This is a genomic window from Burkholderia stagnalis (assembly GCF_902830275.1).
GTDB classification, from domain to species: domain Bacteria; phylum Pseudomonadota; class Gammaproteobacteria; order Burkholderiales; family Burkholderiaceae; genus Burkholderia; species Burkholderia stagnalis.
Genome location: NZ_CADESW010000027.1, coordinates 1 through 22,841 on the forward strand (window position 1 = coordinate 1; position 22,841 = coordinate 22,841).

At 68.5% G+C, this 22,841-nt stretch carries 22 protein-coding genes; 15 read left to right on the forward strand and 7 right to left on the reverse strand.

Annotated features, from left to right (window positions below):
• Positions 1 to 197: 197 nt before the first annotated feature.
• A complete protein-coding gene (locus HWY45_RS31930) occupies positions 198 to 632 on the reverse strand; it encodes a hypothetical protein (RefSeq protein WP_059883700.1) in 435 nt (144 codons plus the stop codon).
• Between the two features lie 254 nt (positions 633 to 886).
• On the opposite strand from HWY45_RS31930, the gene HWY45_RS31935 reads away from it, so the two are divergent.
• Positions 887 to 1,300, forward strand: coding sequence for a DUF3995 domain-containing protein (locus HWY45_RS31935; protein WP_059807993.1), 414 nt, complete (start codon positions 887 to 889; stop codon positions 1,298 to 1,300).
• A 35-nt stretch (positions 1,301 to 1,335) separates the two neighbouring features.
• On the opposite strand, the gene HWY45_RS31940 is transcribed toward HWY45_RS31935, so the two are convergent.
• Positions 1,336 to 1,905: an RNA 2'-phosphotransferase gene (locus HWY45_RS31940; protein WP_059883699.1), complete on the reverse strand. Its 570-nt coding sequence runs from the start codon at positions 1,903 to 1,905 to the stop codon at positions 1,336 to 1,338.
• Positions 1,906 to 2,430: 525 nt separating this feature from the next.
• Between HWY45_RS31940 and HWY45_RS31945 the strand changes: the two genes are divergently transcribed.
• The 4 genes from HWY45_RS31945 to HWY45_RS31960 all read left to right on the forward strand — a co-directional run bounded on the left by HWY45_RS31945 (position 2,431) and on the right by HWY45_RS31960 (position 8,439).
• On the forward strand, positions 2,431 to 3,171 hold the full coding sequence (locus HWY45_RS31945; RefSeq protein ID WP_059883698.1) for a gluconate 2-dehydrogenase subunit 3 family protein: 741 nt from the start codon (positions 2,431 to 2,433) through the stop codon (positions 3,169 to 3,171).
• Entirely contained in the window at positions 3,171 to 4,949 is a 1,779-nt protein-coding gene (locus HWY45_RS31950) for a GMC family oxidoreductase (RefSeq protein WP_059883697.1), read from the forward strand. Before HWY45_RS31945 ends, HWY45_RS31950 begins: the two co-directional genes overlap by 1 nt.
• Entirely contained in the window at positions 4,946 to 6,388 is a 1,443-nt protein-coding gene (locus HWY45_RS31955) for a cytochrome c (protein WP_059883696.1), read from the forward strand. Before HWY45_RS31950 ends, HWY45_RS31955 begins: the two co-directional genes overlap by 4 nt.
• Positions 6,389 to 6,717: 329 nt before the next feature.
• Positions 6,718 to 8,439 carry a cation:proton antiporter domain-containing protein gene (locus HWY45_RS31960; protein ID WP_059807980.1) on the forward strand — a complete coding sequence of 574 codons (1,722 nt, stop codon included), beginning with the start codon at positions 6,718 to 6,720 and terminating at the stop codon, positions 8,437 to 8,439.
• A 98-nt stretch (positions 8,440 to 8,537) separates the two neighbouring features.
• Here HWY45_RS31960 and HWY45_RS31965 read toward each other — a convergent pair whose 3' ends face one another.
• Positions 8,538 to 10,334: a peptidoglycan D,D-transpeptidase FtsI family protein gene (locus tag HWY45_RS31965; RefSeq protein WP_059807977.1), complete on the reverse strand. Its 1,797-nt coding sequence runs from the start codon at positions 10,332 to 10,334 to the stop codon at positions 8,538 to 8,540.
• Positions 10,335 to 10,711: 377 nt separating this feature from the next.
• Entirely contained in the window at positions 10,712 to 11,059 is a 348-nt protein-coding gene (locus HWY45_RS31970) for a DUF3564 family protein (protein WP_059561217.1), read from the reverse strand.
• Positions 11,060 to 11,674: 615 nt separating this feature from the next.
• Between HWY45_RS31970 and HWY45_RS31975 the strand changes: the two genes are divergently transcribed.
• Entirely contained in the window at positions 11,675 to 12,874 is a 1,200-nt protein-coding gene (locus HWY45_RS31975) for an SDR family oxidoreductase (protein WP_059883695.1), read from the forward strand.
• A 13-nt stretch (positions 12,875 to 12,887) separates the two neighbouring features.
• Here HWY45_RS31975 and hpaR read toward each other — a convergent pair whose 3' ends face one another.
• Positions 12,888 to 13,334: a homoprotocatechuate degradation operon regulator HpaR gene (hpaR, locus tag HWY45_RS31980; RefSeq protein ID WP_059561211.1), complete on the reverse strand. Its 447-nt coding sequence runs from the start codon at positions 13,332 to 13,334 to the stop codon at positions 12,888 to 12,890.
• Positions 13,335 to 13,487: 153 nt separating this feature from the next.
• Here hpaR and HWY45_RS31985 point away from each other — a divergent pair, with 153 nt between their 5' ends.
• From HWY45_RS31985 to hpaI, 7 genes are read left to right on the forward strand one after another with little or no spacing between them, the layout of a single operon-like run.
• Positions 13,488 to 14,180 carry a fumarylacetoacetate hydrolase family protein gene (locus HWY45_RS31985; protein ID WP_059883694.1) on the forward strand — a complete coding sequence of 231 codons (693 nt, stop codon included), beginning with the start codon at positions 13,488 to 13,490 and terminating at the stop codon, positions 14,178 to 14,180.
• Entirely contained in the window at positions 14,177 to 14,941 is a 765-nt protein-coding gene (locus HWY45_RS31990; RefSeq protein ID WP_059883693.1) for a fumarylacetoacetate hydrolase family protein, read from the forward strand. Before HWY45_RS31985 ends, HWY45_RS31990 begins: the two co-directional genes overlap by 4 nt.
• A gap of 22 nt (positions 14,942 to 14,963) precedes the next feature.
• Complete coding sequence (hpaE, locus tag HWY45_RS31995; RefSeq protein ID WP_059883692.1) at positions 14,964 to 16,427, forward strand: 5-carboxymethyl-2-hydroxymuconate semialdehyde dehydrogenase; 1,464 nt, start codon at positions 14,964 to 14,966, stop codon at positions 16,425 to 16,427.
• A 43-nt stretch (positions 16,428 to 16,470) separates the two neighbouring features.
• Positions 16,471 to 17,319, forward strand: coding sequence for a 3,4-dihydroxyphenylacetate 2,3-dioxygenase (gene hpaD, locus HWY45_RS32000; RefSeq protein WP_059807962.1), 849 nt, complete (start codon positions 16,471 to 16,473; stop codon positions 17,317 to 17,319).
• Between the two features lie 32 nt (positions 17,320 to 17,351).
• Positions 17,352 to 17,744, forward strand: a complete 393-nt coding sequence (locus HWY45_RS32005; protein WP_059561194.1) for a 5-carboxymethyl-2-hydroxymuconate Delta-isomerase — start codon at positions 17,352 to 17,354, stop codon at positions 17,742 to 17,744.
• Between the two features lie 19 nt (positions 17,745 to 17,763).
• A complete protein-coding gene (gene hpaH / locus HWY45_RS32010) occupies positions 17,764 to 18,567 on the forward strand; it encodes a 2-oxo-hept-4-ene-1,7-dioate hydratase (RefSeq protein WP_059883691.1) in 804 nt (267 codons plus the stop codon).
• A 6-nt stretch (positions 18,568 to 18,573) separates the two neighbouring features.
• Complete coding sequence (hpaI, locus tag HWY45_RS32015) at positions 18,574 to 19,380, forward strand: 4-hydroxy-2-oxoheptanedioate aldolase (RefSeq protein WP_059883690.1); 807 nt, start codon at positions 18,574 to 18,576, stop codon at positions 19,378 to 19,380.
• A 60-nt stretch (positions 19,381 to 19,440) separates the two neighbouring features.
• On the opposite strand, the gene HWY45_RS32020 is transcribed toward hpaI, so the two are convergent.
• Positions 19,441 to 20,247, reverse strand: a complete 807-nt coding sequence (locus HWY45_RS32020) for an AraC family transcriptional regulator (protein WP_059883689.1) — start codon at positions 20,245 to 20,247, stop codon at positions 19,441 to 19,443.
• Between the two features lie 97 nt (positions 20,248 to 20,344).
• Between HWY45_RS32020 and HWY45_RS32025 the strand changes: the two genes are divergently transcribed.
• Both HWY45_RS32025 and HWY45_RS32030 read left to right on the forward strand, forming a co-directional pair.
• Positions 20,345 to 20,596 carry a hypothetical protein gene (locus HWY45_RS32025; protein WP_042587756.1) on the forward strand — a complete coding sequence of 84 codons (252 nt, stop codon included), beginning with the start codon at positions 20,345 to 20,347 and terminating at the stop codon, positions 20,594 to 20,596.
• A 29-nt stretch (positions 20,597 to 20,625) separates the two neighbouring features.
• The gene (locus tag HWY45_RS32030) at positions 20,626 to 21,591 is read left to right on the forward strand and encodes a quinone oxidoreductase family protein (protein ID WP_059883688.1); all 966 of its coding nucleotides are present in this window, start codon (positions 20,626 to 20,628) and stop codon (positions 21,589 to 21,591) included.
• 80 nt (positions 21,592 to 21,671) lie between these two features.
• Here the strand turns inward: HWY45_RS32030 and HWY45_RS32035 are convergent, their stop codons facing one another.
• Positions 21,672 to 22,763, reverse strand: a complete 1,092-nt coding sequence (locus HWY45_RS32035) for a porin (RefSeq protein ID WP_059883687.1) — start codon at positions 22,761 to 22,763, stop codon at positions 21,672 to 21,674.
• Positions 22,764 to 22,841: the final 78 nt, after the last annotated feature.

Sequence of the window (22,841 nt, forward strand, 5' to 3'; positions counted from 1 at the left end):
ATCCTCCGGTTGCCGGGAAATGCGTGCATTTTCCACCTGGGCACATCGATGCCGTTGGCCCGTGAGGATCCACCTCTTCCTCCGCACTCACATTCACGGGTGGGACGCGTTCATTTCAATTCTCCACGGGCCTTCGTTATATGTGTGCTGCGGCAGCGCGCGCCGCGCGTGCATCGCGATGCGCCGCGGCCATCGCGTCACGCGGTTTTCGCGACCGGATCCGCCTGCTCGTCCCGCTCCGCCGATTCGTGCAGCGTTTGCGCGGGCTGGATGCCGCCGCCGAACCACGGCACGTCCGCCGACAGCGCCGCGGTATAGCGCGTCCAGCCGCGCGGGTTGCCGGCGAACAGCTTTGCGCAGATCGGCGCGGCGAGCGCGTCGCGGTCAAGTTCCGCGTCGAGCAGCTGCTGTGGCCACAGGCAGAATGCGTGCAGCACGGCGCTCGCGAATTCGCGTACGGTCATGTGGTCGAACACGTGTTCGAGTAGCGGCAGGTCGGCCAGCATCGGCCGGGTCGCGATCAGCGCGCCGATGGTGGCGTCGTCGCGCTCGCTTTCGAGCAGGCAGCTAAGGGTGTGCATCACGCTGCCGAGATGCAGCAGCAGCGCGCGGCGTTCGAATGCTTCGTTCATGAACGGATCCTCCGGCAGGGAGGTGTGAGCGGTGCGCGTTCAAGCCTCGACTGCAGTCCTGGAATAAAAGGGTAGTAGTGCGCGGATGGAAGTCAAGCGGCGGGTGTCGCGGTGCGCAGGCCGGCGCAATGCGACCGGGCGTCTCAGTGCGGACGGCGGGCGAATTCGGTATCGTCTTGTGCGGCGCGGCGTGCCCGCCGCGTTCCGGAGCCGGGGCCGGCCTGTCCACTCAATAACAAGGAGTCGAACGAACCATGACCGCTGCCTATTTCAGCGTGCCGACGCTGGGCATGCTGGCCCTTGTCCATGTTTACTGGGCGTGCGGCGGCCGCCTGGGCAAACGCGCGGCGATTCCGGAGCTCGACGGCGAGCCGGTGCTGCGGCCATCCAGGGCCGGCACGTTCGCGGTCGCGGTGGCGCTTGCCGCCAGCGCATGCGTGGTGGCCGCACAGGCCGGCTGGCTGCCGCTCGTGCATTCGAGCGTGGTCGCTGCGGGCACCATCGTGCTCGCCCTGATCTTCGCGGTGCGGGCGGTCGGCGATTTCCGCTACGTCGGTTTCTTCAAGCGGATTCGCGGCTCGCGATTCGCGCGGCTCGACACGCTGTGCTATTCGCCGCTGTGCGCGGCGTTGTCGCTATCCATCGCATCGATGCTCTGGGCGCGTTGAGCGGGGTGCTGCGGTGCGGTGGCGGTGTCCTCGTTTCAGCCGGCGGGTGCGTCGAGCAGCGACAGGAATTCGGCGGGGACGGCATCGGTGAGCCATACGCCGTTCTCGGCCATAAAGAAGCGGAAGCCGCGCTCGTGCATGTGCCGCGCGCGGATCGCGAGCACCACCGGCTTGCCGTAGCGCTTGCCGACTGAAATCGCCGTGCTCATGTCCTGCGACAGATGCACGTGATGGCGCGTGCCGGCCTTCAGCCCCTGTGCGCGGATCGAGTCGAGAAAGCGCGTCGCGGTGCCGTGATAGAGCACGTCGGGCGGTTGCCGCTCCGGATATTGCCGCCGCACGGCGGGCGTCGAATGGCCTTGCACCGCGCGGATGCGCCGGCCGTCGTCGGAAAGGGCAAAGCGCTTCTTGTCGTTGGTGGCGACCACGGCCTCGATCGTGGCCCGGTCGAGCTGGCGCCCGTGGCGGGCGGCGCCGGCGACGAGCGCGTCGATATCGGCCCAGCCTTCCGGGTCGAGCTGCAGACCGATCGCCTGCGGTTCATGGCGGAGCAGGTAGCTCAGGTATTTGCTGGTGTCGTCCAGCGTTTTCTTATGGGTATGCATATCGGGGCGTGAGCGTACCAGCTTTTGGTCGCAGGCACACGATTTCCCTGATCGTTGCGCGCGCCGCGCATGGATTCCTGGATTGTTGCGATTTTCGACTCAGTGAATTGCGGCAAAATGCCTCGAAATGGAACCGGTTCCATTTATAATTCGCCGGATCGTCGATCCGGGCCGCCGAGAAGGCCGGGCCGGGCATACCTTTCTTGCTGTCAGCGGGAGCGGTGACTAAGTTGATAAAGCCCGTGGCGACAAAGGGCGGATTCGGGCCGACCGGCACGCATTCGTCAGATGAAAAGACCCGCAAGAGGTCGATACGCTTTGGACTCCGAGAGATCGGGCGCGAAAGCGGTTGTATGACGGTGCAGGCTGCGCGCGTTGCGCAAGGTCGCAGTCTGCATCTTGTTTGTTAGTGAAGCGAAAGAAATAGGCGGCCGGGCGCATTGCGGCCCGGCCGACGCGTGCCGCGCCCGGCGCATGCCGCCTGCGCGCGTTCGAAGCGCTGTCCCCAACGATCATCACCCGACCATGTCCACGCCACCCGACAAACCCAATTCGCGCCGTCATTTCCTGCGCTCGTCGGTCGCGCTCGTGCCGATCGCGTCGCTCGCCGGCTGCGACCTGCGCCCGTCGTCGACGCCCGCGACGACGGCCGGCAACGCGCCCGCCGAATCGGCCGACGCCGCGCGCGCGCCCTACAAGCCGACCTTCTTCGACGGCAAGGAGTGGGCGTTCGTCCAGGCGGCCGTCGATCGCCTGATTCCCGCCGATGCCGAAGGCCCCGGTGCGCTCGACGCCGGCGTGCCCGAGTTCATCGACCGCCAGATGGAGACGCCTTATGCGCACGGCGCGCTGTGGTACATGCAGGGGCCGTTCCAGCAGGGCGTGCCGGAGCTCGGCTACCAGCTGAAGCTCGTGCCGCGCGACATATACCGGCTCGGCATCGCGGCCGTCGACCGGTTCTGCACGAAAGCGCACGGCAAGGCATTCGCGGATCTCGATGCGGCCGCGCGCGACGCGGTGCTCGGCGCGCTCGAGAAGGGCAGCGCGCCGATCGACGACGTGCCGCCGGCCGTGTTCTTCGGTCAGTTGCTGCAGAACACGCGCGAAGGGTATTTCTGCGATCCGGTCCACGGCGGCAATCGCGGGATGGCGGCATGGAAGATGATCGGGTTTCCCGGCGCGCGCGCGGACTTCATGGATTTCGTCAACCAGAACGGCAAGCCGTATCCGTACGGGCCGGTCTCGATCAACGGGGAGCGTAGCTGATGGCCGCTGAGAAAAAACCGCACGTCGATGCGGTCATCGTCGGCTTCGGCTGGACCGGCGCGATTCTCGCGAAGGAACTGACCGAAGCGGGCATGAAGGTGGTCGCGCTCGAGCGCGGCGAATATCGCGACACGTATCCGGACGGCGCGTATCCGAACACGATCGACGAGCTGACCTACAACATCCGCAAGAAGCTGTTCCTCGACCTGTCGAAGACCACCGTGTCGATCCGCCACGGCGTGCAGGACACGGCGCTGCCGTACCGCCAGCTCGCGGCGTTCCTGCCGGGCGAGGGCGTCGGCGGCGCGGGGCTGCACTGGTCGGGCGTGCATTTCCGCATCGCGCCGGAGGAGCTGCGGCTGCGCAGCCACTACGAGGAGCGCTACGGCAGGAAGTTCATCCCCGAAGGGATGACGATCCAGGACACGGGCGTCACGTACGACGAGCTCGAACCGCACTTCGACTTCGCCGAGAAGGTGTTCGGCACGTCGGGGCAGGCGTACAAGGTCGACGGCAAGGTGGTCGGCGACGGCAACGTGTTCGACGCGCATCGCAGCGACAATTTCCCGCTGCCCGCGCAGCTCAACACGTATTCGGCGCAGCGCTTCTTCGACGCGGCGAAATCGCTCGGCCTGCATCCGTACCGGCTGCCGTCCGCGAACACGTCCGGGCCGTACACGAACCCGTACGGCGTGCAGATGGGCCCGTGCAACTTCTGCGGCTACTGCAGCGGCTATGCGTGCTACATGTACTCGAAGGCGTCGCCGAACCTGAACATCCTGCCCGCGCTGAAGCAGGCGCCGAACTTCGAGCTGCGCTCGAAATGCCACGTGCTGCGCGTCGATCTCGACGACACCAAGAAGCGCGCGACGGGCGTCACCTACGTCGATCCGGCCGGCCGCGAAGTGCACCAGCCGGCCGATCTCGTGATCCTCGCCGCATTCCAGTACCACAACGTGCACCTGCTGCTGCTGTCGGGCATCGGCAAGCCGTACGACCCGATCTCCGGCGAAGGCGTGGTGGGCCGCAATTTCGCGTACCAGAACCTGTCGACGATCAAGGCGTTCTTCGACAAGGACACCTACACGAACCCGTTCATCGGCGCGGGCGGCAACGGCGTCGCGGTCGACGATTTCAACGCGGACAACTTCGACCACGGCCCGCTCGGCTTCGTCGGCGGCTCGCCGCTGTGGGTGAACCAGGCCGGCGTGAAGCCGATCAGCGGCATCGCGACGCCGCCCGGCACGCCGCAGTGGGGCTCGGCGTGGAAGAAGGCGGTCAAGGACAACTACGCGCACACGATCTCGATGGACGCGCACGGCACCAACATGTCGTACCGCGACGTGTACCTCGATCTCGATCCGACCTATCGCGATTCGTACGGCCAGCCGCTGCTGCGGATGACGTTCGACTGGAAGGACAACGACATCAGGATGGCGCAGTACGTGACCGGCCGGATGAAGAAGATCGCCGAGGCGATGGGGCCGAAGGCGATCGGCGTATCGACGCGCGAGTTCGGCAAGCGCTTCGATTCGCGCCAGTACCAGACGACTCACCTCGTCGGCGGCGCGGTGATGGGCACCGATCCGAAGACGAGCGTGCTCAACCGCTACCTGCAAAGCTGGGACGTGCACAACGTGTTCGTGATGGGTGCGTCGGCGCTGCCGCAGGGCATCGGCTACAACCCGACCGGGATCATCGCGGCGCTGGCCTACTGGTCGGCGCGGGCGATCCGCGAGCAATACCTGAAAAACCCCGCTCCGCTGGTGACCGTATGAAGCGCACGACACGAGACAACGCCGCGCGCCGCACGGCGCGCGTACTGGCGGCCGGTGCGGCCTGGCTGGCGTTCGGGCTGGCGAGCGGCGCGGCCATCGCGCAGCCGGCAGCCGCGCCCGTGGCGGGCGCATCCGCTTCGGCCGCACCCGCACCCGCACCCGCTTCGGCCACGTCTGCCGCCCCGCAATCCGCGAATGCGCTCGTCGCGCGCGGCGCGTATCTCGCCCGCGCGGGCGACTGCGTCGCGTGCCACACCGCGAGCGGCGGCAAGCCGTTTGCCGGCGGGCTGAAGTTCGACACGCCGATCGGCGCGATCTACTCGACCAACATCACGCCCGACCCGAGGACGGGCCTCGGCGGCTGGACGCTCGAGGAGTTCGACCGCGCGCTGCGCGCGGGCGTGCGCAAGAACGGCGATACGCTGTACCCGGCGATGCCGTTCCCGTCGTACGCGCGCCTCACCGGCGACGACGTGAAGGCGCTCTACGCGTACTTCATGCACGGCGTCGCGCCGGTGCAGCAGGAGAACCGCCCGGTCGACATCGTGTGGCCGCTGTCGATGCGCTGGCCGCTCGGCTTCTGGCGCAAGCTGTTCGCGCCGACGCCGAAGCCGTTCGATGCCGCGCCGTACCCCGATCCGGTGCTCGCGCGCGGCGCATACCTCGTGCAGGGGCTCGGCCACTGCGGCGCGTGCCATACGCCGCGCGCGCCGACGATGCAGGAGCGCGGGCTGACCGACGCGGACGGCCCGGACTTCCTGGCCGGCGGCGCGGCGATCGACGGCTGGGTGCCGACGAGCCTGCGCGGCGAGCCGCGCACCGGGTTCGGCGCGTGGACGGAAGCGGAAATCGTGCAGTTCCTGAAGACCGGCCGCACGGCGCGCACCGCCGCGTTCGGCGGGATGACGGACGTGGTCGGCCACAGCATGCAGCACCTGACCGACGACGACCTCACGGCGATCGCGCGCTACCTGAAGACGCTGCCGCCGAAGGTGCAGGGCGAGACGCCGTACGCGTACGACGCGGCGGCCGCGAAGGCGCTGCAGGCCGGCGACGCGAGCAAGCCGGGTGCGGCGGTGTACCGCGACAACTGCATGGCCTGCCACCGCAGCGACGGCCGCGGCTACACGCGCGTGTTCCCGGCGCTCGGCGGCAACCCGGTCGTGCAGGGCGACGATCCGACCTCGGTGATCCACGTCGTGCTGGCGGGCAGCGCGCTGAAGGGCACGCACACCGCGCCGTCGACCTTCACGATGCCGCCGTTCGGCTGGCGTCTGTCGGACCAGGAGGTCGCGGACGTCGCGAACTTCGTGCGCACGAGCTGGGGCAATACGGGCTCGCCCGTCACCGCCGCGCAGGTCGCGAAGGTGCGCAAGGCGACGCCGGGCACGCGCCCCGAGCCGCCGCCGGGCGCGCGCTATCCGCAGGCGGCCCGCTGACCGGGGCAAGGCGACCGGGGCAAGGCGACCGGGCCTAGGCAACCGGGCCTAGGCGACCAGGCCTAGGCAACTGGGCCCAGGCAACCGGGCCCAGGCAACCGGGCCCAGGCAACCGGGCCCAGGCAACCGGGCCCAGGCAACCGGCCGCGGCGCGCGCCGCGGCCGTCGCCGGAATCTCGCCGAATCCCCGCGCATTTCGTCCCCAAACCCACCGCATTGTCCCGCATCGCGCCGCCGCCCGTGAATTTTTCGCGGCGGCGCGCCATTTCTCCCGCCTCATCCCTTATCCTTGAACCTTACTAAACGGTTACACAGACAAGGGAGGGGGGATGCCACATGACGTCAGCCTGATTGCTTTGCTCGCGGCCGGTTTCGGTCTCGCGATGATCTTCGGTTATCTCGCGTCGCTGCTGAAGATGCCGCCGCTGGTCGGCTATCTGCTCGCCGGGGTCGTGATCGGCCCCGGAACGCCCGGCTTCGTCGGCGATCTGTCGCTCGCGCAGCAGCTCGCCGAGGTCGGCGTGATGCTGCTGATGTTCGGGGTCGGGCTGCATTTCTCGCTCGGCGACCTGCTCGCGGTGCGCAAGATCGCGCTGCCCGGCGCGATCGTGCAGATCACGGTGGCGACGCTGCTCGGCGGCGGGCTCGCGCTCGCCTGGGACTGGAGCATCGGCGCGGCGCTCGTGTTCGGGCTCGCGCTGTCGGTCGCGAGCACCGTCGTGCTGTTGCGCGCACTCGAGGGGCGCGGGCTCGTCGAATCGGTGAACGGGCGCATCGCGGTCGGCTGGCTCGTCGTCGAGGATCTCGTGATGGTGCTCGTGCTGGTGCTGCTGCCGCCCGTCGCGGGGCTGCTCGGCGGCACGCCGCCCGGCGGCGCGCACGCGGCCGGCGGCAGCCTGTGGGGCACGCTCGGCGTCACGATGCTGAAGGTGGCCGCGTTCATCGCGCTGATGCTCGTGGTCGGCAAGCGGGTGTTTCCGCGCATCCTGTGGCTCGTGGCCCGCACCGGCTCGCGCGAGCTGTTCACGCTGTGCATGATCGCGGCGGCGGTCGGCATCGCGTTTGGCGCGGCGAAGCTGTTCGACGTGTCGTTCGCGCTCGGCGCGTTCTTCGCCGGGATGATGATGCGCGAATCCGAATTCAGCCGGCGCGCGGCCGACGAGACGCTGCCGCTGCGCGACGCGTTCTCCGTGCTGTTCTTCATCTCGGTCGGCATGCTGTTCGACCCGAAGGTGCTGCTCGACGAGCCGCTGCACGTGATCGAGGTCGCGGCGATCGTGCTGGTCGGCAAGACGCTCGCGGCGGTCGCGCTCGTGCTTGCGTTCCGCTATCCGCTCAATACGGCGCTGATCGTCGGCGCGGGCCTCGCGCAGATCGGCGAGTTCTCGTTCATCCTCGCCGGGCTCGGCCATTCGCTCGGGCTGCTGTCGCCGGAAGGGCAGAACCTGATCCTCGCAGTCGCGCTGATCTCGATCGCGCTGAATTCGCTCGCGTTCGCGATGATCGATCCGGCGCTCGCGTGGATCCGCAAGCATTCGGCGTTCGCGCGGCGGCTCGACGCGCGCGACGATCCGCTCGCCGCGCTGCCGATGTCCACGCCGCAGACCCACCTGACCGGGCAGGTCGTGATCGTCGGCTACGGCAAGGTTGGCGCGCGGATCGCGCAGGCGCTCGACGAGCGCCGGATTGCGTATGTGGTGGTCGAGCAGAACCGCGAGATCGTCGAGAAGCTGCGCGAAGACGGCGTCGCGGCGGTGTCCGGCGATGCGGTCGAGCCGATCGTGCTCGTGCAGGCGCACATCGCGCGCGCGGGGATGCTCGTCGTCACGCTGCCGGACGTGTTCGACGTGCGGCAGATCGTCGAGATCTCGCGCACGCTGAACCCGTCGCTGGAGGTCGCGCTGTGCACGAACAGCGGCGACGAGGCCGCGCTGCTCGCGAGCGAGGGCGTCGGCACGGTGTTCATGGGCGAGACGGAGCTGGCGCGCGGGATGACCGACCACGTGCTCGCGCGGATGACGATGCCGGCCGCGCCCGCCCACGCGCATTGACGAACGGCGCCGGCGCACGCGTGTCGACACGCGCGCCGGGCCGTCCTCTCAGTAGAACGTCTCGAGCGTCAGGAAGCGTCGGAGGGCGGGGGCAACGGTCACGCGCGCGGCGCGGCCGAGGCCGGCGCCTGCGCGCTGGCCTTCGGCGGCGCGAGCTTGTCCGGCTCGACGGGCGTGTCCGGCGGCACGCCGAGCAATTGCAGCGAGCCGCTCGTGACCGACGAGAACACCGGCCCGGCGACCGTGCCGCCGTAGTAGCCCTGGCCGCGCGGCTCGTCGATCATCACCGCGACGATCAGGCGCGGGTTGCTCATCGGCGCCATGCCGGCGAACAGCGCGCGGTACTTGCCCTTCGCGTAGGTCGCGCCGACCTGCTTGCGGGCCGTGCCGGTCTTGCCGCCGATCCGGTAGCCGTCGACGCGCGCGCGGCGGCCGGTGCCGCCTTCGCCGACCGCCATCTCGAGCATCGAGCGGATCGCCGCCGCCGTCTGCGGCGACGTCACGCGATGGCCGCGATGCGCGTCGAGCGTCTGCTTGTCGTTGCCGTTCTTCAGCAGCGACACGGGGTGCAGCGTGCCGTCGCCCGCGTAGGCGGTGTACATCTGCGCGATCTGCAGCAGCGACATCGACAGCCCGTAGCCGTACGCCATCGTCGCCTGCTCGATCGGCCGCCAGCGTTTATGGGGCCGCAGCCGGCCCGACGCCACGCCGGGGAACGTCAGTTCCGGCGCGCGGCCGATCCCGTATTCCTGGTATTTGTTCCAGATCGTCTCGGCCGGCAGGTTCAGCGCGAGCTTCGCGAGCGCGACGTTGCTCGACTTCTGCAGCGCCTGCGCGACGGTCAGCGAGCCGTGGTTGGACGTGTCGTGGATCACCGCCGGCCCGATCTTGTAGGTGCCGGGGCCCGTGTTGATGATCGTGTTCGGCGTCACCTTGCGCTCGTCGATCGACAGCGCGACGACGAGCGGCTTGATCGTCGAGCCGGGTTCGAACGTGTCGATCACCGCGCGGTTGCGCAATTGCTGGCCGGTGAGGCGCGCGCGGTCGTTCGGGTCGAAGGTCGGGTAATTGGCGAGCGCGAGGATCTCGCCGTTCTGCGCGTCGAGCACGACGACGCTGCCGGCCTGCGCGTTGTTCGCGACCACCGCCTGCTTGAGCTGGCTGAACGCGAGCTGCTGGATGCGCCGGTCGATCGTCAGCTCGATCGTCGCGCCGTGCTGCGCCGGCACGAGCGGGCGCGTATCCGACACGATGCGGCCGAGCCGGTCGCGGATCACCTCGCGCTGTCCGGCGGTGCCCGACAGCGGCGCGTTGGCGGCCAGCTCGACGCCTTCCTGGCCCTTGTCCTCGACGTTCGTGAAGCCGACCACGTGCGCGGCCGATTCGCCTTCCGGGTAGAAGCGTTTCGAATCGGCGATCTGCGTGATGCCGCCGATCTCGAGCTTGTCGAGGCGGCTCGCGGTGTCGGCGTCGATCTGGCGCTTGAGCAGCACGAAGGTGCGGTCGTGGCCGAGGCGACGCTTCACCTCGGCGAGCGGCATGTCGAGCAGCTTGGAGATTTGCGGATAGTCGGCTTCGGCGACCTGCTTCGGGTTCGCCCAGATTTCGTAGGTCGACAGGCTGACGGCGAGCATCGCGCCGTTGCGATCGACGATGCTGCCGCGCATCGCGTCGAGCTCGATCGTGCGCTGGTAGCGCTTCTGGCCTTGGCCGACGTAGAAGTCCTGGTTGGCGACCTGCACCCAGAACGCGCGGGCGATCAACGCGGCGAACGCGAGGAACACGATGATCACGATCAGCTTCGAGCGCCACATCGGCAGGCGCGACGCGAGCATGGGGTGCTTCGTTGCCGCGGCGTACGGATCGGCGGGATGGGTCTTGTTTTTCACGCTCATGCGAGGGCAGGATCGGGCCGCGACGCGGCGGCGGGGCAGTCTGAATAATGCGATTGTAATAAATGAGTAATCACAGTGTGGGGAAAGTGTGTGAGCAATCGCAAAACCGGGCCGGATCAGAGGCGGAAGCAGGCGCGCGGGGGCGCTCGGTGGTCGGCCGGAAGAGGTGAGAACAGGAAGCAGGAGGGCGGTCCGGCGACAGGCGATGCGTGCACCGGAATGCAGCAAAACCGGCGAATTAACCCGGCCCTGATTAATTCATGAAATCGAAAATTAAAAACGCCCCGGCGGGGGCGTCCAAAATCGCGGAACGGAAAAACGAATTCGATAAAACTGGAATAAACCCGAAAACCGCAGACAATACACGTCAAAAATACCTATCGATCGACGGAAATAAATTCCTTGTATTCCGGCTGGATCGTGCATGTGTCGACTTCCTGCAGGCGCCATGCACCTTTTGCGTGCTCGCCTGCGAGCTCGGCAGTGCCTTGTTCGCGCTGCTTCGCATCGAACGACAAACCCTGCAGCTTGCAGACGGCCTTGCCGCTGTCAGCCGCACAGAGCGCCATTGCGCCCTCGACGTCCTTGACCTTGCCCCAGGTCGGAAGATCGATACCTTGATGTGCCTCGCGAGACCAGAGCCCTTCGTCGGTGTCGACCCACAGCACGGCAAAAGACTGCCGGGCCGCTGATTCGCTGCCATTAATTCGAATGGTGAGGCGCATTAGATCGTCTCCTTGAGAAAATGAACATTCGACCGTACGACCTGATAAGTCTAGATTTCCTGCGCTGAAACGCAAGACGCAGCGCGCAATAAATAAACGCGGGGCGCATTCGCAATCCGCATGAAATGACGCCCGATGAAACAGGTTGCGCAATATGCACGCCGTGTAACGCCCGCTGCAGGCGGCGCGACGTCGGCGGCGGCCGGTTGCCCTTCGCGGCGGGGCAATTGCCGGGGCGCGGGGGCGCGTCGATGTGTCGCGCCGGCCGGCGGCCGCTGTTTCAGGGGGGCGGATCGGCTGCGGCGAAAGCGGGACAGCGGCCACCCGGGCGACACACTCCGACAAACGCATACAAATTCGCACACTTTCGCAAAACTTTCAGGACAGACGCGGCGCCGGTCCGGCCCCACACTGGCGCAGTCCCGATCCAGCGCCGCGGCGTCAGTCCGCGGCGCCGCCTGCATTCCCCCTCGTGCCGACACCCCTTGCGGGCGGGCCCCGGATCGGGGCACCCCCCGGGCGCACTCCAGTCGCGACCTGTCAGACAGGTCCCATGCCCGGCGCCCATGCGCCCGACATCCCGCCGCCCGACGAATCTTGAAGGAGAGAAGTTCCGTGCTGAACTGGAAAACCGCCCTGTCGCTCAACTGGCGCACGAGCCTCGTATCGCCGTCCAGCGCGCCGGTGGCCGCGGCGAACGTCGGGCGGCTGGTGCTGACGGGCGCGACCGGTTTCATCGGCAGCACCGTGCTGACGGCGCTCGTCAACGCGGGGCTGCTCGAACGCGTGGTGTGCATCGTGCGCGCGCAGGATCGCGGTCACGCGGTCGAGCGGCTGCGCGAGGCGGCGCTGCGCGCGGGGCTCGCGCCATATTGGGCGTCGCGCCTGACCGACGCGAACGTGATCGTCGGCTCGCTCGGCGACGTCTGGCGCGGCGCCGACGCGGGCCGTCTCGCGCAGGCGACGCACGTTATCCACTGCGCGGGCCGTCCGTCAGTGGCGGACGGCGCACACCTGCAGGCCGACCTCGACGCCTCGCTGCGCTTTGCCGAGGGGTTCGCGCAGGCCGCGCAGCTGCAGCGCTTCGCGTACGTCGGCACCGCGTTCGTGCGCGGCGGCCGGGGCGGCATCGTGCTGGAGGACGCGCAGGGCTGCGACGCGAGGGATTCGGGCGCGGCGCTGGCGGGCGCCGTGCTGGCGGCCGACTACCTGCATGCGAAGCGCGAGATGGAGGCGCGCCTGCGCGCGCTCGGGCTGCCGCTCGTGATCGTGCGTCCGTCGCACGTCGTCGGGCATACGGTGCTCGGCACGCGGCCGTGGCCGAATTCGTTCTGGATGTTCCGCCTCGTGCACGCGGCGCGCCGCTACACGGCGCGGCCGATGACGCGCATCGACATCGTGTCGGTCGACGACGTCGCGCGCGCGACGATGCTGCTGGCGGTCAAGCCGGCGCTCGCGCACGACGTCTACCATGTGTCCGCGGGCGTCGAGGCGCCGATGGTCGCGCAGATCGTGCGCGCGATGGACGAGGCGGCGGGCATGACGGGCGCGCCGCGCTACGCGGCATGCGCGGCGGCGGAACTGCCGTTGGTCGTGCGAGACGTGCTGGGGCGCAACGATCCGGCGCTCGAACGCGTGATCGGCAAGGCGCTGCAGCGCTTCGCGGAATTCTCGGCCGCGGACCGCGTGTTCGACAACAGCCGCGTGCGCGACGAAATCGATTTCGAACCGCTGCCGTTCGTCGACTACGTCGAGGAATGCATGCGCACCTCGCGCGGCGTCGCGGTGACCGAACTGATGCGCGGCGCGGCCTGACCGCGCGCGCCGCTTACGACGGCTCGCCGGCGCCGAGCTCGATCAGCCGGTCGAGCGCGCGGTAGATGTCGTCGAGCGCGGCCGGGCCGAAGCGCTCCTCGAGCAGCCGGTACTGCTCGTCGATGCGCGGGCCGATTTCCGAGACGAGTTTCCGGCTTTGCGGCGTCAGGCTCACGAGCAGCCTGCGCTGATCTTCCTGCGCGCGCGTGCGCCTGATCAGGCCGTCGCGCTCCATCCGCTCCAGCACGCCCGTGAGGCTCGGGCTCAGGATGCAGCAGCGCCGCGCGATCTGCCCCGCTTCGAGCGCGTGCGACGCTTCGCCGTCGAGCACGCGGATGATCCGCCATTGCTGTTCGGTCAACGCAAATTCCTTGAGAATGGGGCGGAACAGCCCCATCAGCGTTTCTCGGGCTTCGAGCAGCAGCATGGCCAGATTGCGGTGGTCGAGCGTACGGTTCATCGAGGTGCGGGGATGGACGGGGACGCGCCAATCTTAACAGGCGGTCGTGACGAATTTCACGTATCAGGGTAATCGAGGTTGTCAGCGCACGATTGTTTACTTAAGATGTTAAGTATTGACGATGCGCCGCGACGCGCGGCAGGGGAATGACGCATGGAGCTGTCTTGCACGACCGCCGCGGCGGCGCCGCCGCTGCCGGTCGCCATCGGTACCGTCTACGGTGCGCTGCTCAACGAGCGCGCCGCGCGCGACGCGCTCGGCGATGCGGTGCACCAGCCGCCTTACGGGCGGCCGCCGCAGGCGCCGGTGCTGTACATCAAGCCCGCCAACACGCACGCCGCCGACGGCGCGGCCGTGGTCGTGCCGGCCGGCGTCGACGCGCTGGAGATCGGCGCGTCGGTCGCGGTGGTGTTCAGCCGCCGCGCGACCCGGGTGGCCGCGGCGCGCGCGCTCGACTACGTGCACGGCTTCACGCTCGCGAGCGACGTGTCCGTCCCGCATCCCGACTACTACCGTCCCGCCGTGCGCTACAAGTGCCGCGACGGGTTCTGCCCGCTCGGGCCGGCGATCGTGCCGCCCGGCGCGCTCGCCGATGTCGACGCGATCGGCGTGACCGTGCGGATCGACGGCCACGTCGCGCAGGCCGCGTCGACGGCCACGCTGGTCCGGCCGGTGCGGCAGCTGATCGCCGACGTGTCGGCGTTCATGTCGTTCGACGCCGGCGACGTGCTGCTGCTCGGCGTGCCGGGCGGCGCGCCGCGCGCGAAGGCCGGCAGCCGAATCGAGATTGCCGCAGTCGGCATCGGCACGTTGCGGCATACGCTGATCGAGGAGGCTGCCCGATGAAAACCGCACGCGTGACCTACAACGGCGCATTGCATGCCGCCGAGCCGGCCGGCGATGGCCTGATCCGGCTCGACACGGGGGCCGTCGTCGCGGAAGGCGAGGTGGGCTGGCTGCCGCCCGTCGCGCCGCGCACGACGTTCGCGCTCGGCCTCAACTATGCGGACCATGCGAAGGAACTCGCGTTCAAGGCGCCGAGCGAGCCGCTGATCTTCCTGAAGGGGCCGAACACGTTCGTCGGCCATCGCGCGCGCACCGTGCGGCCCGCCGACGCGACGCACATGCATTACGAGTGCGAGCTGGCGGTCGTGATCGGCCGCCCCGCGCGCGGCGTGCGCCGCGCGCAGGCGCTCGACTACGTGGCCGGCTACACGGTCGCGAACGACTACGCGATTCGCGATTACCTCGAGAACTACTACCGGCCGAACCTGCGCGTGAAGAACCGCGACACCTGCACGCCGCTCGGGCCCTGGCTCGTCAGCCGCGACGAGATCGGCGACCCGGGCGACCTGGCCTTGCGCACGACGGTGAACGGCCGCGAGACGCAGCGCGGCAGCACGCGCGACATGATCTTCGACGTGCCGGCGCTGATCGAGCACATCAGCGGCTTCATGACGCTCGCGCCGGGCGACCTGATCCTCACCGGCACGCCCGAAGGGCTCGCGGATACGCAGCCGGGCGACGAGGTCGTCACCGAAATCGAAGGCATCGGCCGGCTCGTGAACACGATCGTCGCCGAACACGACTACTATCGCGCCGGCTGAGCCCGCCGCACAAGGAGAGCAGATGACCATCAAGCACTGGATCGACGGCCGGGAGGTCGCAAGCCGCGACACGTTCGCCACGCTGAATCCCGCGACGGGCGACGTGATTACCGAGGTCGCGTCGGGCGGCGAGGCGGAAGTCGACGCGGCGGTGCGCGCGGCGAAGGAAGCCTTCCCGAAGTGGGCGAACACGCCCGCGAAGGGGCGCGCGAAGCTGATGCGCAAGCTCGGCGAGCTGATCGAGAAGAACGTGCCGATGCTCGCGGCGCTCGAAACGCAGGATACGGGCCTGCCGATCGCGCAAACGAGCAAGCAGCTGATTCCGCGCGCGTCGGAGAACTTCAATTTCTTCGCGGAAGTGTGCGTGCAGATGAACGGCCGCACGTATCCGGTCGACGACCAGATGCTGAACTACACGCTGTACCAGCCGGTCGGCGTGTGCGCGCTGGTGTCGCCGTGGAACGTGCCGTTCATGACCGCCACGTGGAAGACGGCGCCGTGCCTCGCGCTCGGCAACACGGCGGTGCTGAAGATGTCCGAGCTGTCGCCGCTGACGGCCGACCAGCTCGGCCGGCTCGCGCTCGAAGCCGGCATTCCGCCCGGCGTGCTGAACGTCGTGCAGGGCTATGGCGCAACCGCCGGCGATGCGCTCGTGCGGCATCCGGACGTGCGCGCGGTGTCGTTTACCGGCGGCACGGTCACCGGCAAGCGGATCATGGAGCGTGCGGGCCTGAAGAAATACTCGATGGAGCTCGGCGGCAAGTCGCCGGTGCTGATCTTCGACGACGCCGACTTCGATCGCGCGCTCGACGCCTCGCTGTTCACGATCTTCTCGATCAACGGCGAACGGTGCACGGCCGGCTCGCGGATCTTCGTGCAGCGCACGATCTACGATCGCTTCGTGCAGGAATTCGCGCGCCGCGCGAACAATCTCGTGGTCGGCGATCCGTCCGACCCCGCGACCCAGCTCGGCGCGATGATCACGCGGCAGCACTGGGAGAAGGTGACGGGCTACATCCGCATCGGCGAGCAGGAGGGCGCGCGCGTCGTCGCGGGCGGCGCGGACAAGCCGGCGGGGCTGCCCGACGCTCTGCGCAACGGCAACTTCGTGCGGCCGACCGTGTTCGCCGACGTCGACAACCGGATGCGCATCGCGCAGGAAGAGATCTTCGGCCCGGTCGCGTGCCTGATTCCGTTCGACTCCGAAGAGGACGGGCTGCGGCTCGCGAACGATACGAGCTACGGCCTCGCGTCGTATATCTGGACGCAGGACGTCGGCAAGGTGCATCGCCTCGCGCGCGGCATCGAGGCCGGGATGGTGTTCGTCAACAGCCAGAACGTGCGCGACCTGCGCCAGCCGTTCGGCGGCGTGAAGGAGTCGGGCACCGGGCGCGAGGGCGGCGAATACAGTTTCGAGGTGTTCGCGGAGATCAAGAACGTTTGCATCTCGATGGGTTCGCATCACATTCCGCGCTGGGGCGTCTAAGCGGCGCGTATAAGAACGAGACGGAGATTTACGGAGGCTTACGATGGGCAAACTGTCCCTCGCCGCGAAGATCACGCACGTGCCGTCGATGTACCTGTCGGAACTGCCCGGCAGGCATCACGGCTGCCGCGAGGCGGCGATCCGCGGCCATCAGGTGATCGGCGAGCGCTGCCGCGCGCTCGGCGTCGACACGATCGTCGTGTCGGACGTGCACTGGCTCGTCAACGCGGGCTATCACGTGAACTGCAATGCGCGCTTCGCCGGCACCTATACGAGCAACGAGCTGCCGCATTTCATCCGCGACATGCAGTACGCGTATCCGGGCAATCCGGCGCTCGGCCGGCTGATCGCCGAAACGGCGACGGCGCGCGGCATCGCGACGCGCGCGCACGAGATCGACAGCCTCGAGCTCGAATACGGCACGCTGGTGCCGATGCGCTACATGAACGGCGACCAGCATTTCAAGGTCGTGTCGATCGCGGGCTGGTGCATGTGGCACACGCTCGACGAGAGCCGCCGCTTCGGCGAGGCGCTGCTCGACGCGATCGAGCGCAGCGATGCGAACGTCGCGTTCCTCGCGAGCGGCTCGCTGTCGCACCGCTTCAACGACAACGGCAGCCCCGAGGAATCGATCCACGAGATCAGCCGCGAATTCTTCCGGCAGGTCGACCTGCGCGTGGTCGAGCTGTGGAAGCAGGGCGACTTCAAGACGTTCTGCGCGATGCTGCCCGAATACAACCTTCATTGCCACGGCGAAGGCGGCATGCACGACACCGCGATGCTGCTCGGCCTGCTCGGCTGGGACCGTTACGACAAGCCCGTCGAGATCGTCACCGACTACTTCGCGAGCTCGGGCACCGGGCAGATCAACGCGATCTTCCCGCTCGCCTGACCCGCGCGCGACGTCCTTTCAGGAGAACCGACATGCCACACATCGTCGTCGAGTACACCGCGAACATTCGCGACGACGCGCGCATTCCCGCGCTGCTGCGCACGATCAACGCGACGCTAATCGCGCAGGGCGGCGTGTTTCCGACCGGCGGCATCCGTTCGCGCGCGATCGAGCTGCACGATTACTGCGTCGCGGACGGCACCGGGGACGATGCATTCGTCCACGTGACGCTGAAGATCGGCTCGGGCCGCAGCGACGCGCAGAAGCAGGCCGCATGCGACGCGCTGTTCGACGCGATCAAGGCGCATTTCGCCGAGCTGTATGCGCAGCGCTATCTCGCGCTGTCGATGGAGCTGACCGAATTCAGCGAAAGCGGCTCGTACAAGCACAACAACATTCACGCCCGCTACAAGCGGGCCGATTGAACCCCATCCCGATTCCACCATGCTCGAACCCGCCACCATCGACCAGCTCGCGCGGCGCCTGCACGACGCCGAGCGCGAGCGCAAGCAGATCCGCCAGATCTCGCTCGACTACCCGGACATCACGATCGACGACGCGTATGCGATCCAGCGCGCGTGGGTGGACGTGAAGCTCGCGGAAGGCCGCACGCTGAAGGGCCACAAGATCGGCCTCACGTCGAAGGCGATGCAGAACACGTCGCAGATCGACGAGCCCGACTACGGCGCGCTGCTCGACGACATGTTCTTCGACGACGGCGGCACGATCCCGACGCAGCGCTTCATCGTGCCGCGCGTCGAGGTCGAGCTCGCGTTCGTGCTCGGCAAGCGCCTGAGCGGGCCGAACTGCACGATCTTCGACGTGTACGACGCGGTGGATTACGTGGTGCCCGCGCTCGAGATCATCGACGCGCGCAGCCAGTCGATCGACCCCGACACCCAGCGCCCGCGCAAGGTGTTCGACACGATCGCCGACAACGCGGCGAACGCCGGCGTCGTGATCGGCGGGCGGCCCGTGCGCCCGGCCGACGTCGACCTGCGCTGGGTTGCCGCGATCATGTCGCGCAACGGCGTGGTCGAGGAGACGGGCGTCGCGGCCGGCGTGCTGAACCATCCGGCCAACGGCGTCGTGTGGCTCGCGAACCGGCTTGCACGCTTCGACGTCGCGCTGGAGCCGGGGCAGATCGTGCTCGGCGGCTCGTTCACGCGGCCGTGCGCGGCGCGCTCGGGCGACACGTTCAGCGTCGACTACGGTCCGCTCGGGACCATCCAGTGCCATTTCGAGTGACGGACGATGCAGATATCAACGAACGCCTTCAAGGCCGCGCTCGCGCGCGGCGATGCGCAGGTCGGCCTGTGGCTCGGGCTGGCGAATCCGTACGGCGCCGAGGTGGTCGCGGGCGCCGGTTTCGACTGGCTGCTGATCGACGGCGAGCACGCGCCGAACACGGTGCCGACGATCCTCGCGCAATTGCAGGCGATCGCGCCGTATCCGTCGCATCCGGTCGTGCGGGTGCCGTGGAACGATCCGGTGCGGATCAAGCAGGTGCTCGACGTCGGCGCGCAGACGCTGCTCGTGCCGATGGTGCAGAGCGCCGGCGAGGCGCAGGCGGCGGTTGCCGCGACACGCTATCCGCCGCACGGGATTCGCGGCGTCGGCAGCGCGCTGGCGCGCGCGTCGCGCTGGAATCGCGTCGGCGATTACCTGCACCGTGCGAACGACGAGATGGCGGTGCTCGTGCAGGTCGAGACGCGCGCGGGGCTCGACGCGATCGACGCGATCGCGCGGGTGGACGGGGTCGACGGCGTGTTCATCGGGCCGGCCGATCTTGCTGCGGATCTCGGGCATCTCGGCAATCCGGGGCATCCGGATGTGCAGGCGGCGATCGACGGCGCGATCCGCGCGATCAAGGCGGCCGGCAAGGCACCGGGGATTCTCAGCGCCGATGAGGCGGCGGCGCGGCGGTATCTCGAAGCGGGGGCGTTGTTCGTTGCGGTCGGGGTCGATACGACGCTGCTGGCGCAAAGCGCGGAGCGGTTGGCAGCGCAGTTCAAGGGGATACCGGCCGACGCCGCGAAGCAGGGCGACGGCACGTACTGAAGGCACGGCGAATCGAATGCCGCCACCGTCGATGCGTGCATGCGAGCGCACAATGACGCGCTACGCGGTGTCGCCCTGGCGTGCGCTGCGTCCGGCTTCCATATATCGCCCCGGCGTCGTCCCCAACGCTCGCCGGAACATGTCGATGAATGCGCTTACGTTGTCGTAGCCGAGATCGAGCGCGATCGTCGTCACCGGCACGCCGTCGGCCACCTTCTCCAACGCGCGCATCAGGCGCGCCTGCTGACGCCACTGCGCGAACGTCAACCCCGTTTCGGCGACGAAGCGGCGGCTCAGCGTGCGCGGCGCGATGCCTGCCCACTCCGCCCATTCCTCGAGACGGCGGTTGTCCGCCAGATCGGCGCTCAACGCGTCGGTGATCCGTCCGACCCGCGGGTCGCGCGGGCGCGGCAGGCCGAGCGTGACCGGCGGCGATGCCGCGATCTCGTCGAGGATCACGTCCGCCACGCGCGCTTGCGCCGCGTCGAGCGCGCCGCCGCGCCAGCTGGCCGCGCGCCGCACCGCCTCGCGCAACAGCGCGGAGGTGCGGATCGCGTGCGGCGTGTGCGGCAGCGATGCGCAGCGCGGTTCCGCAACGAACACGCTCCAGCCGGAGAACGGCCCGAACGACCGCAGCGAATGCACGCAATGCGGCGGAATCCAGATTGCATGAACCGCCGGCACGACCCAGTCCTGGTCGTCGAGGCCGAGCGACAGCAGGCCGGTCAACGCGCCGACCAGCTGGCCGCGCGCATGGCGATGCGGCGCGGTCACGCGCGCGTCGCGCTGCGTCAGCTCGGCGGCGGCGATGAACGGGCCGTCGGAAGAGGTCACGAGGTCGGCGGGAAGAAGCGGATCGTCCGGCATGGCTGGAATTCGGTATCGAATGGCATTTATACCGGAGCCCGGCCGCATTTGCATCCCTAAACTCCACGCATGTTCATCACTTCAGGAGGGCCGCGCGATGCGAGCCGATGAAATGCTTCCCGACCACCTCAACCAGCTCGACCTCAACGGCACGACGATCCGCAAAGGCAGCGTGGGCGCCTTTCTCGCGAATGCGCGCGTGCTCACCGACCCGCACGCGGACGAGGCCGAGCGCTCCCGCGCGGCGGCCGATGCCGCCGACGTGCTGCCCGCGCTGCGCGCGCTCGGGCTGTTCGACGTGTTCGAGATCCGCGACGCTGCGTTGCGGGCATGGGTCGACGCACGGTGATGGCGCAGGCCGTCTGAAGGAGAGCACCCATGAAAGCAGCAATCGTCAAGGGGGCCGGTGAGCGCCCCGTTTTTGCCGAGTTCGAATCGCCGCACGCGTTGTCCGGCCACCGGCTGGTCGAGGTGACCGCGTCCGCACTGAGCCGGCTCGCGCAGGCCCGGGCGTCCGGCTCGCACTATTCGTCGACGGACGGCTTCCCGTTCATCGCGGGCGTCGACGGCGCAGGGCGCCTCGAAGACGGCCGGCGCGTCTATTTCTTCGGCCCGCTCGCGCCGTTCGGCGCGATGGCCGAGCGCACGGTCGTGCCCGACGCACAGTGCGTGCCGCTGCCCGACGCGCTCGATGACGTCACGGCTGCCGCGATCGCGATTCCGGGGATGTCGTCATGGGCCGCGCTGATCGAGCGCGCGCGCATGGCCGCCGGGGAGACCGTGCTGGTCAACGGCGCGACCGGCGCGTCCGGGCGGCTGGCCGTGCGGATCGCAAAGCACCTGGGCGCGGCGAAGGTGATCGCGACCGGCCGCAATGCGGCAGCGCTGGCAGCATTGCAGTCGGCCGGCGCGGATGCCGTCGTATCGCTGCAGCAGGACGACGCCAATCTGGCGCGCGCGCTGGAGCCGCATTTCCGGGCGGGCGTCGACGTCGTGCTCGACTATCTGTGGGGGGCGAGTGCGCGGGCGCTGCTTGTCGCAGCCGCGAAGACGACGCGCGATGGCCGGCCGCTGCGCTTCGTGCAGATCGGCTCGATCGGCGGCGCGGACGTGCTGCTGTCGGGCGCCGTATTGCGCGCGACGGCCATCGAGCTGATGGGCAGCGGCCTCGGCAGCGTGTCGCTGCCGCGTTTGCTGGCCGCGGCGCGCGGCGTGTTCGACGCGGCCGGGCCGGCGGGCCTGGCGATCGATACGCGCGCCGTGCCGCTGTCGGAAGTCGGTGAACACTGGGGCGACGCGAACACGCTCGTTCGCCCCGTGTTCACGATGCGCGGCGAAGGATGAATCGTGTTCGGTGAAGCGAAGTGAAGGGCGGCGCGGCGCGCGAGACGCGCATCGCCCGCCGCTTCCTCGCACCCGGCGCATCAGAACCGCTGCTGAATCCCGACGGTCGCCCCGACCTGCGTGGTGCCATACCCCGCGAAATCGCGCGACAGGCCGACCTTCTGCCCGTGCTGAGCGATCGCGAAGCCGCCGGACGCATACAGCACCGTGCGCTTCGACAGCGCGTAGTTCGCGCGCACCGAGACCAGCGTCGGATCGGCATCGGTGCCGCCCTTGATGTTCTGGTGATACACGGCCGCGATCAGCGAGAACGCCGGCGTGAACTGATACGAGCCGCCGACCCAGTACATGTCGCTCAGCTGGTTCGCCGCGGCCGTGCGGAACGTGCGCTTGTAATTGCGATAGCCGGCCATCGTCTTCAGGTTGCCGAAGTCGTAGCTCAGGCCCGCATGGATGCCCTGGATGTAGTTGACCGGATCGGCCGGCGTGACGCTGTCGGCCGCGCCGTTTTGCCGGTCGAACGTGACCACCGCGGCGAACGGCCCCTTCTCGTAGCCGAGCGCGAAGTCGTACTTCGAGCTGGTCTTCACGCTGCCGGGCACGTTGCCGAACCCGTACATCGCGCCGAACTTGAAGCCGCCGAATTCGCCGTCGTAGCGGACGGCGTTCGACGAGCGCGAGAAGATGCCGTCCTTGCGTCCGCCGGTCGCCATCGACGATGACGCCCACGAATAGTTTTGCGAGTAACCCATCGGGTCGAACGGCATCATGTAGTCGTACGTGACGGTGAAGTTGCGGCCGAGAGTCAGCTCGCCCCATTTGCCTTTCAGGCCCACCGTCGCACGGCGCGCGAAGATCGAGTCGGGGCCGTCGTCGGACGCGCCGTTCGCGAGATCGATCCCGCTTTCGAGGCGGAACACGGCCTTCAACCCGCCGCCGAGATCCTCCACGCCGCGCAAGCCCCAGCGCGACGTGTTCTTGTTGCCCGACTTCAACTTGAACGAATTGCCGCCTTCCGGTGCAGCGTGGTTCGTGTATTCGATGCCGGCGTCCATGATCCCGTAGATCGTGACCGACGACTGCGCGTGAGCGGCGGGGGCCGCGAGGCAGGCGGCGGAAGCCGATCCGGTCAGGACTACTGCGCGAAGGGCGCGTTCTGCGCAAGACTTCATTGACGGTGTCTCCGTGGTTGTTGTAGGTGAGGGAAATCGTGGCGCGCACGGCGCCTCAGCGCACGCCCGTGACGCGTG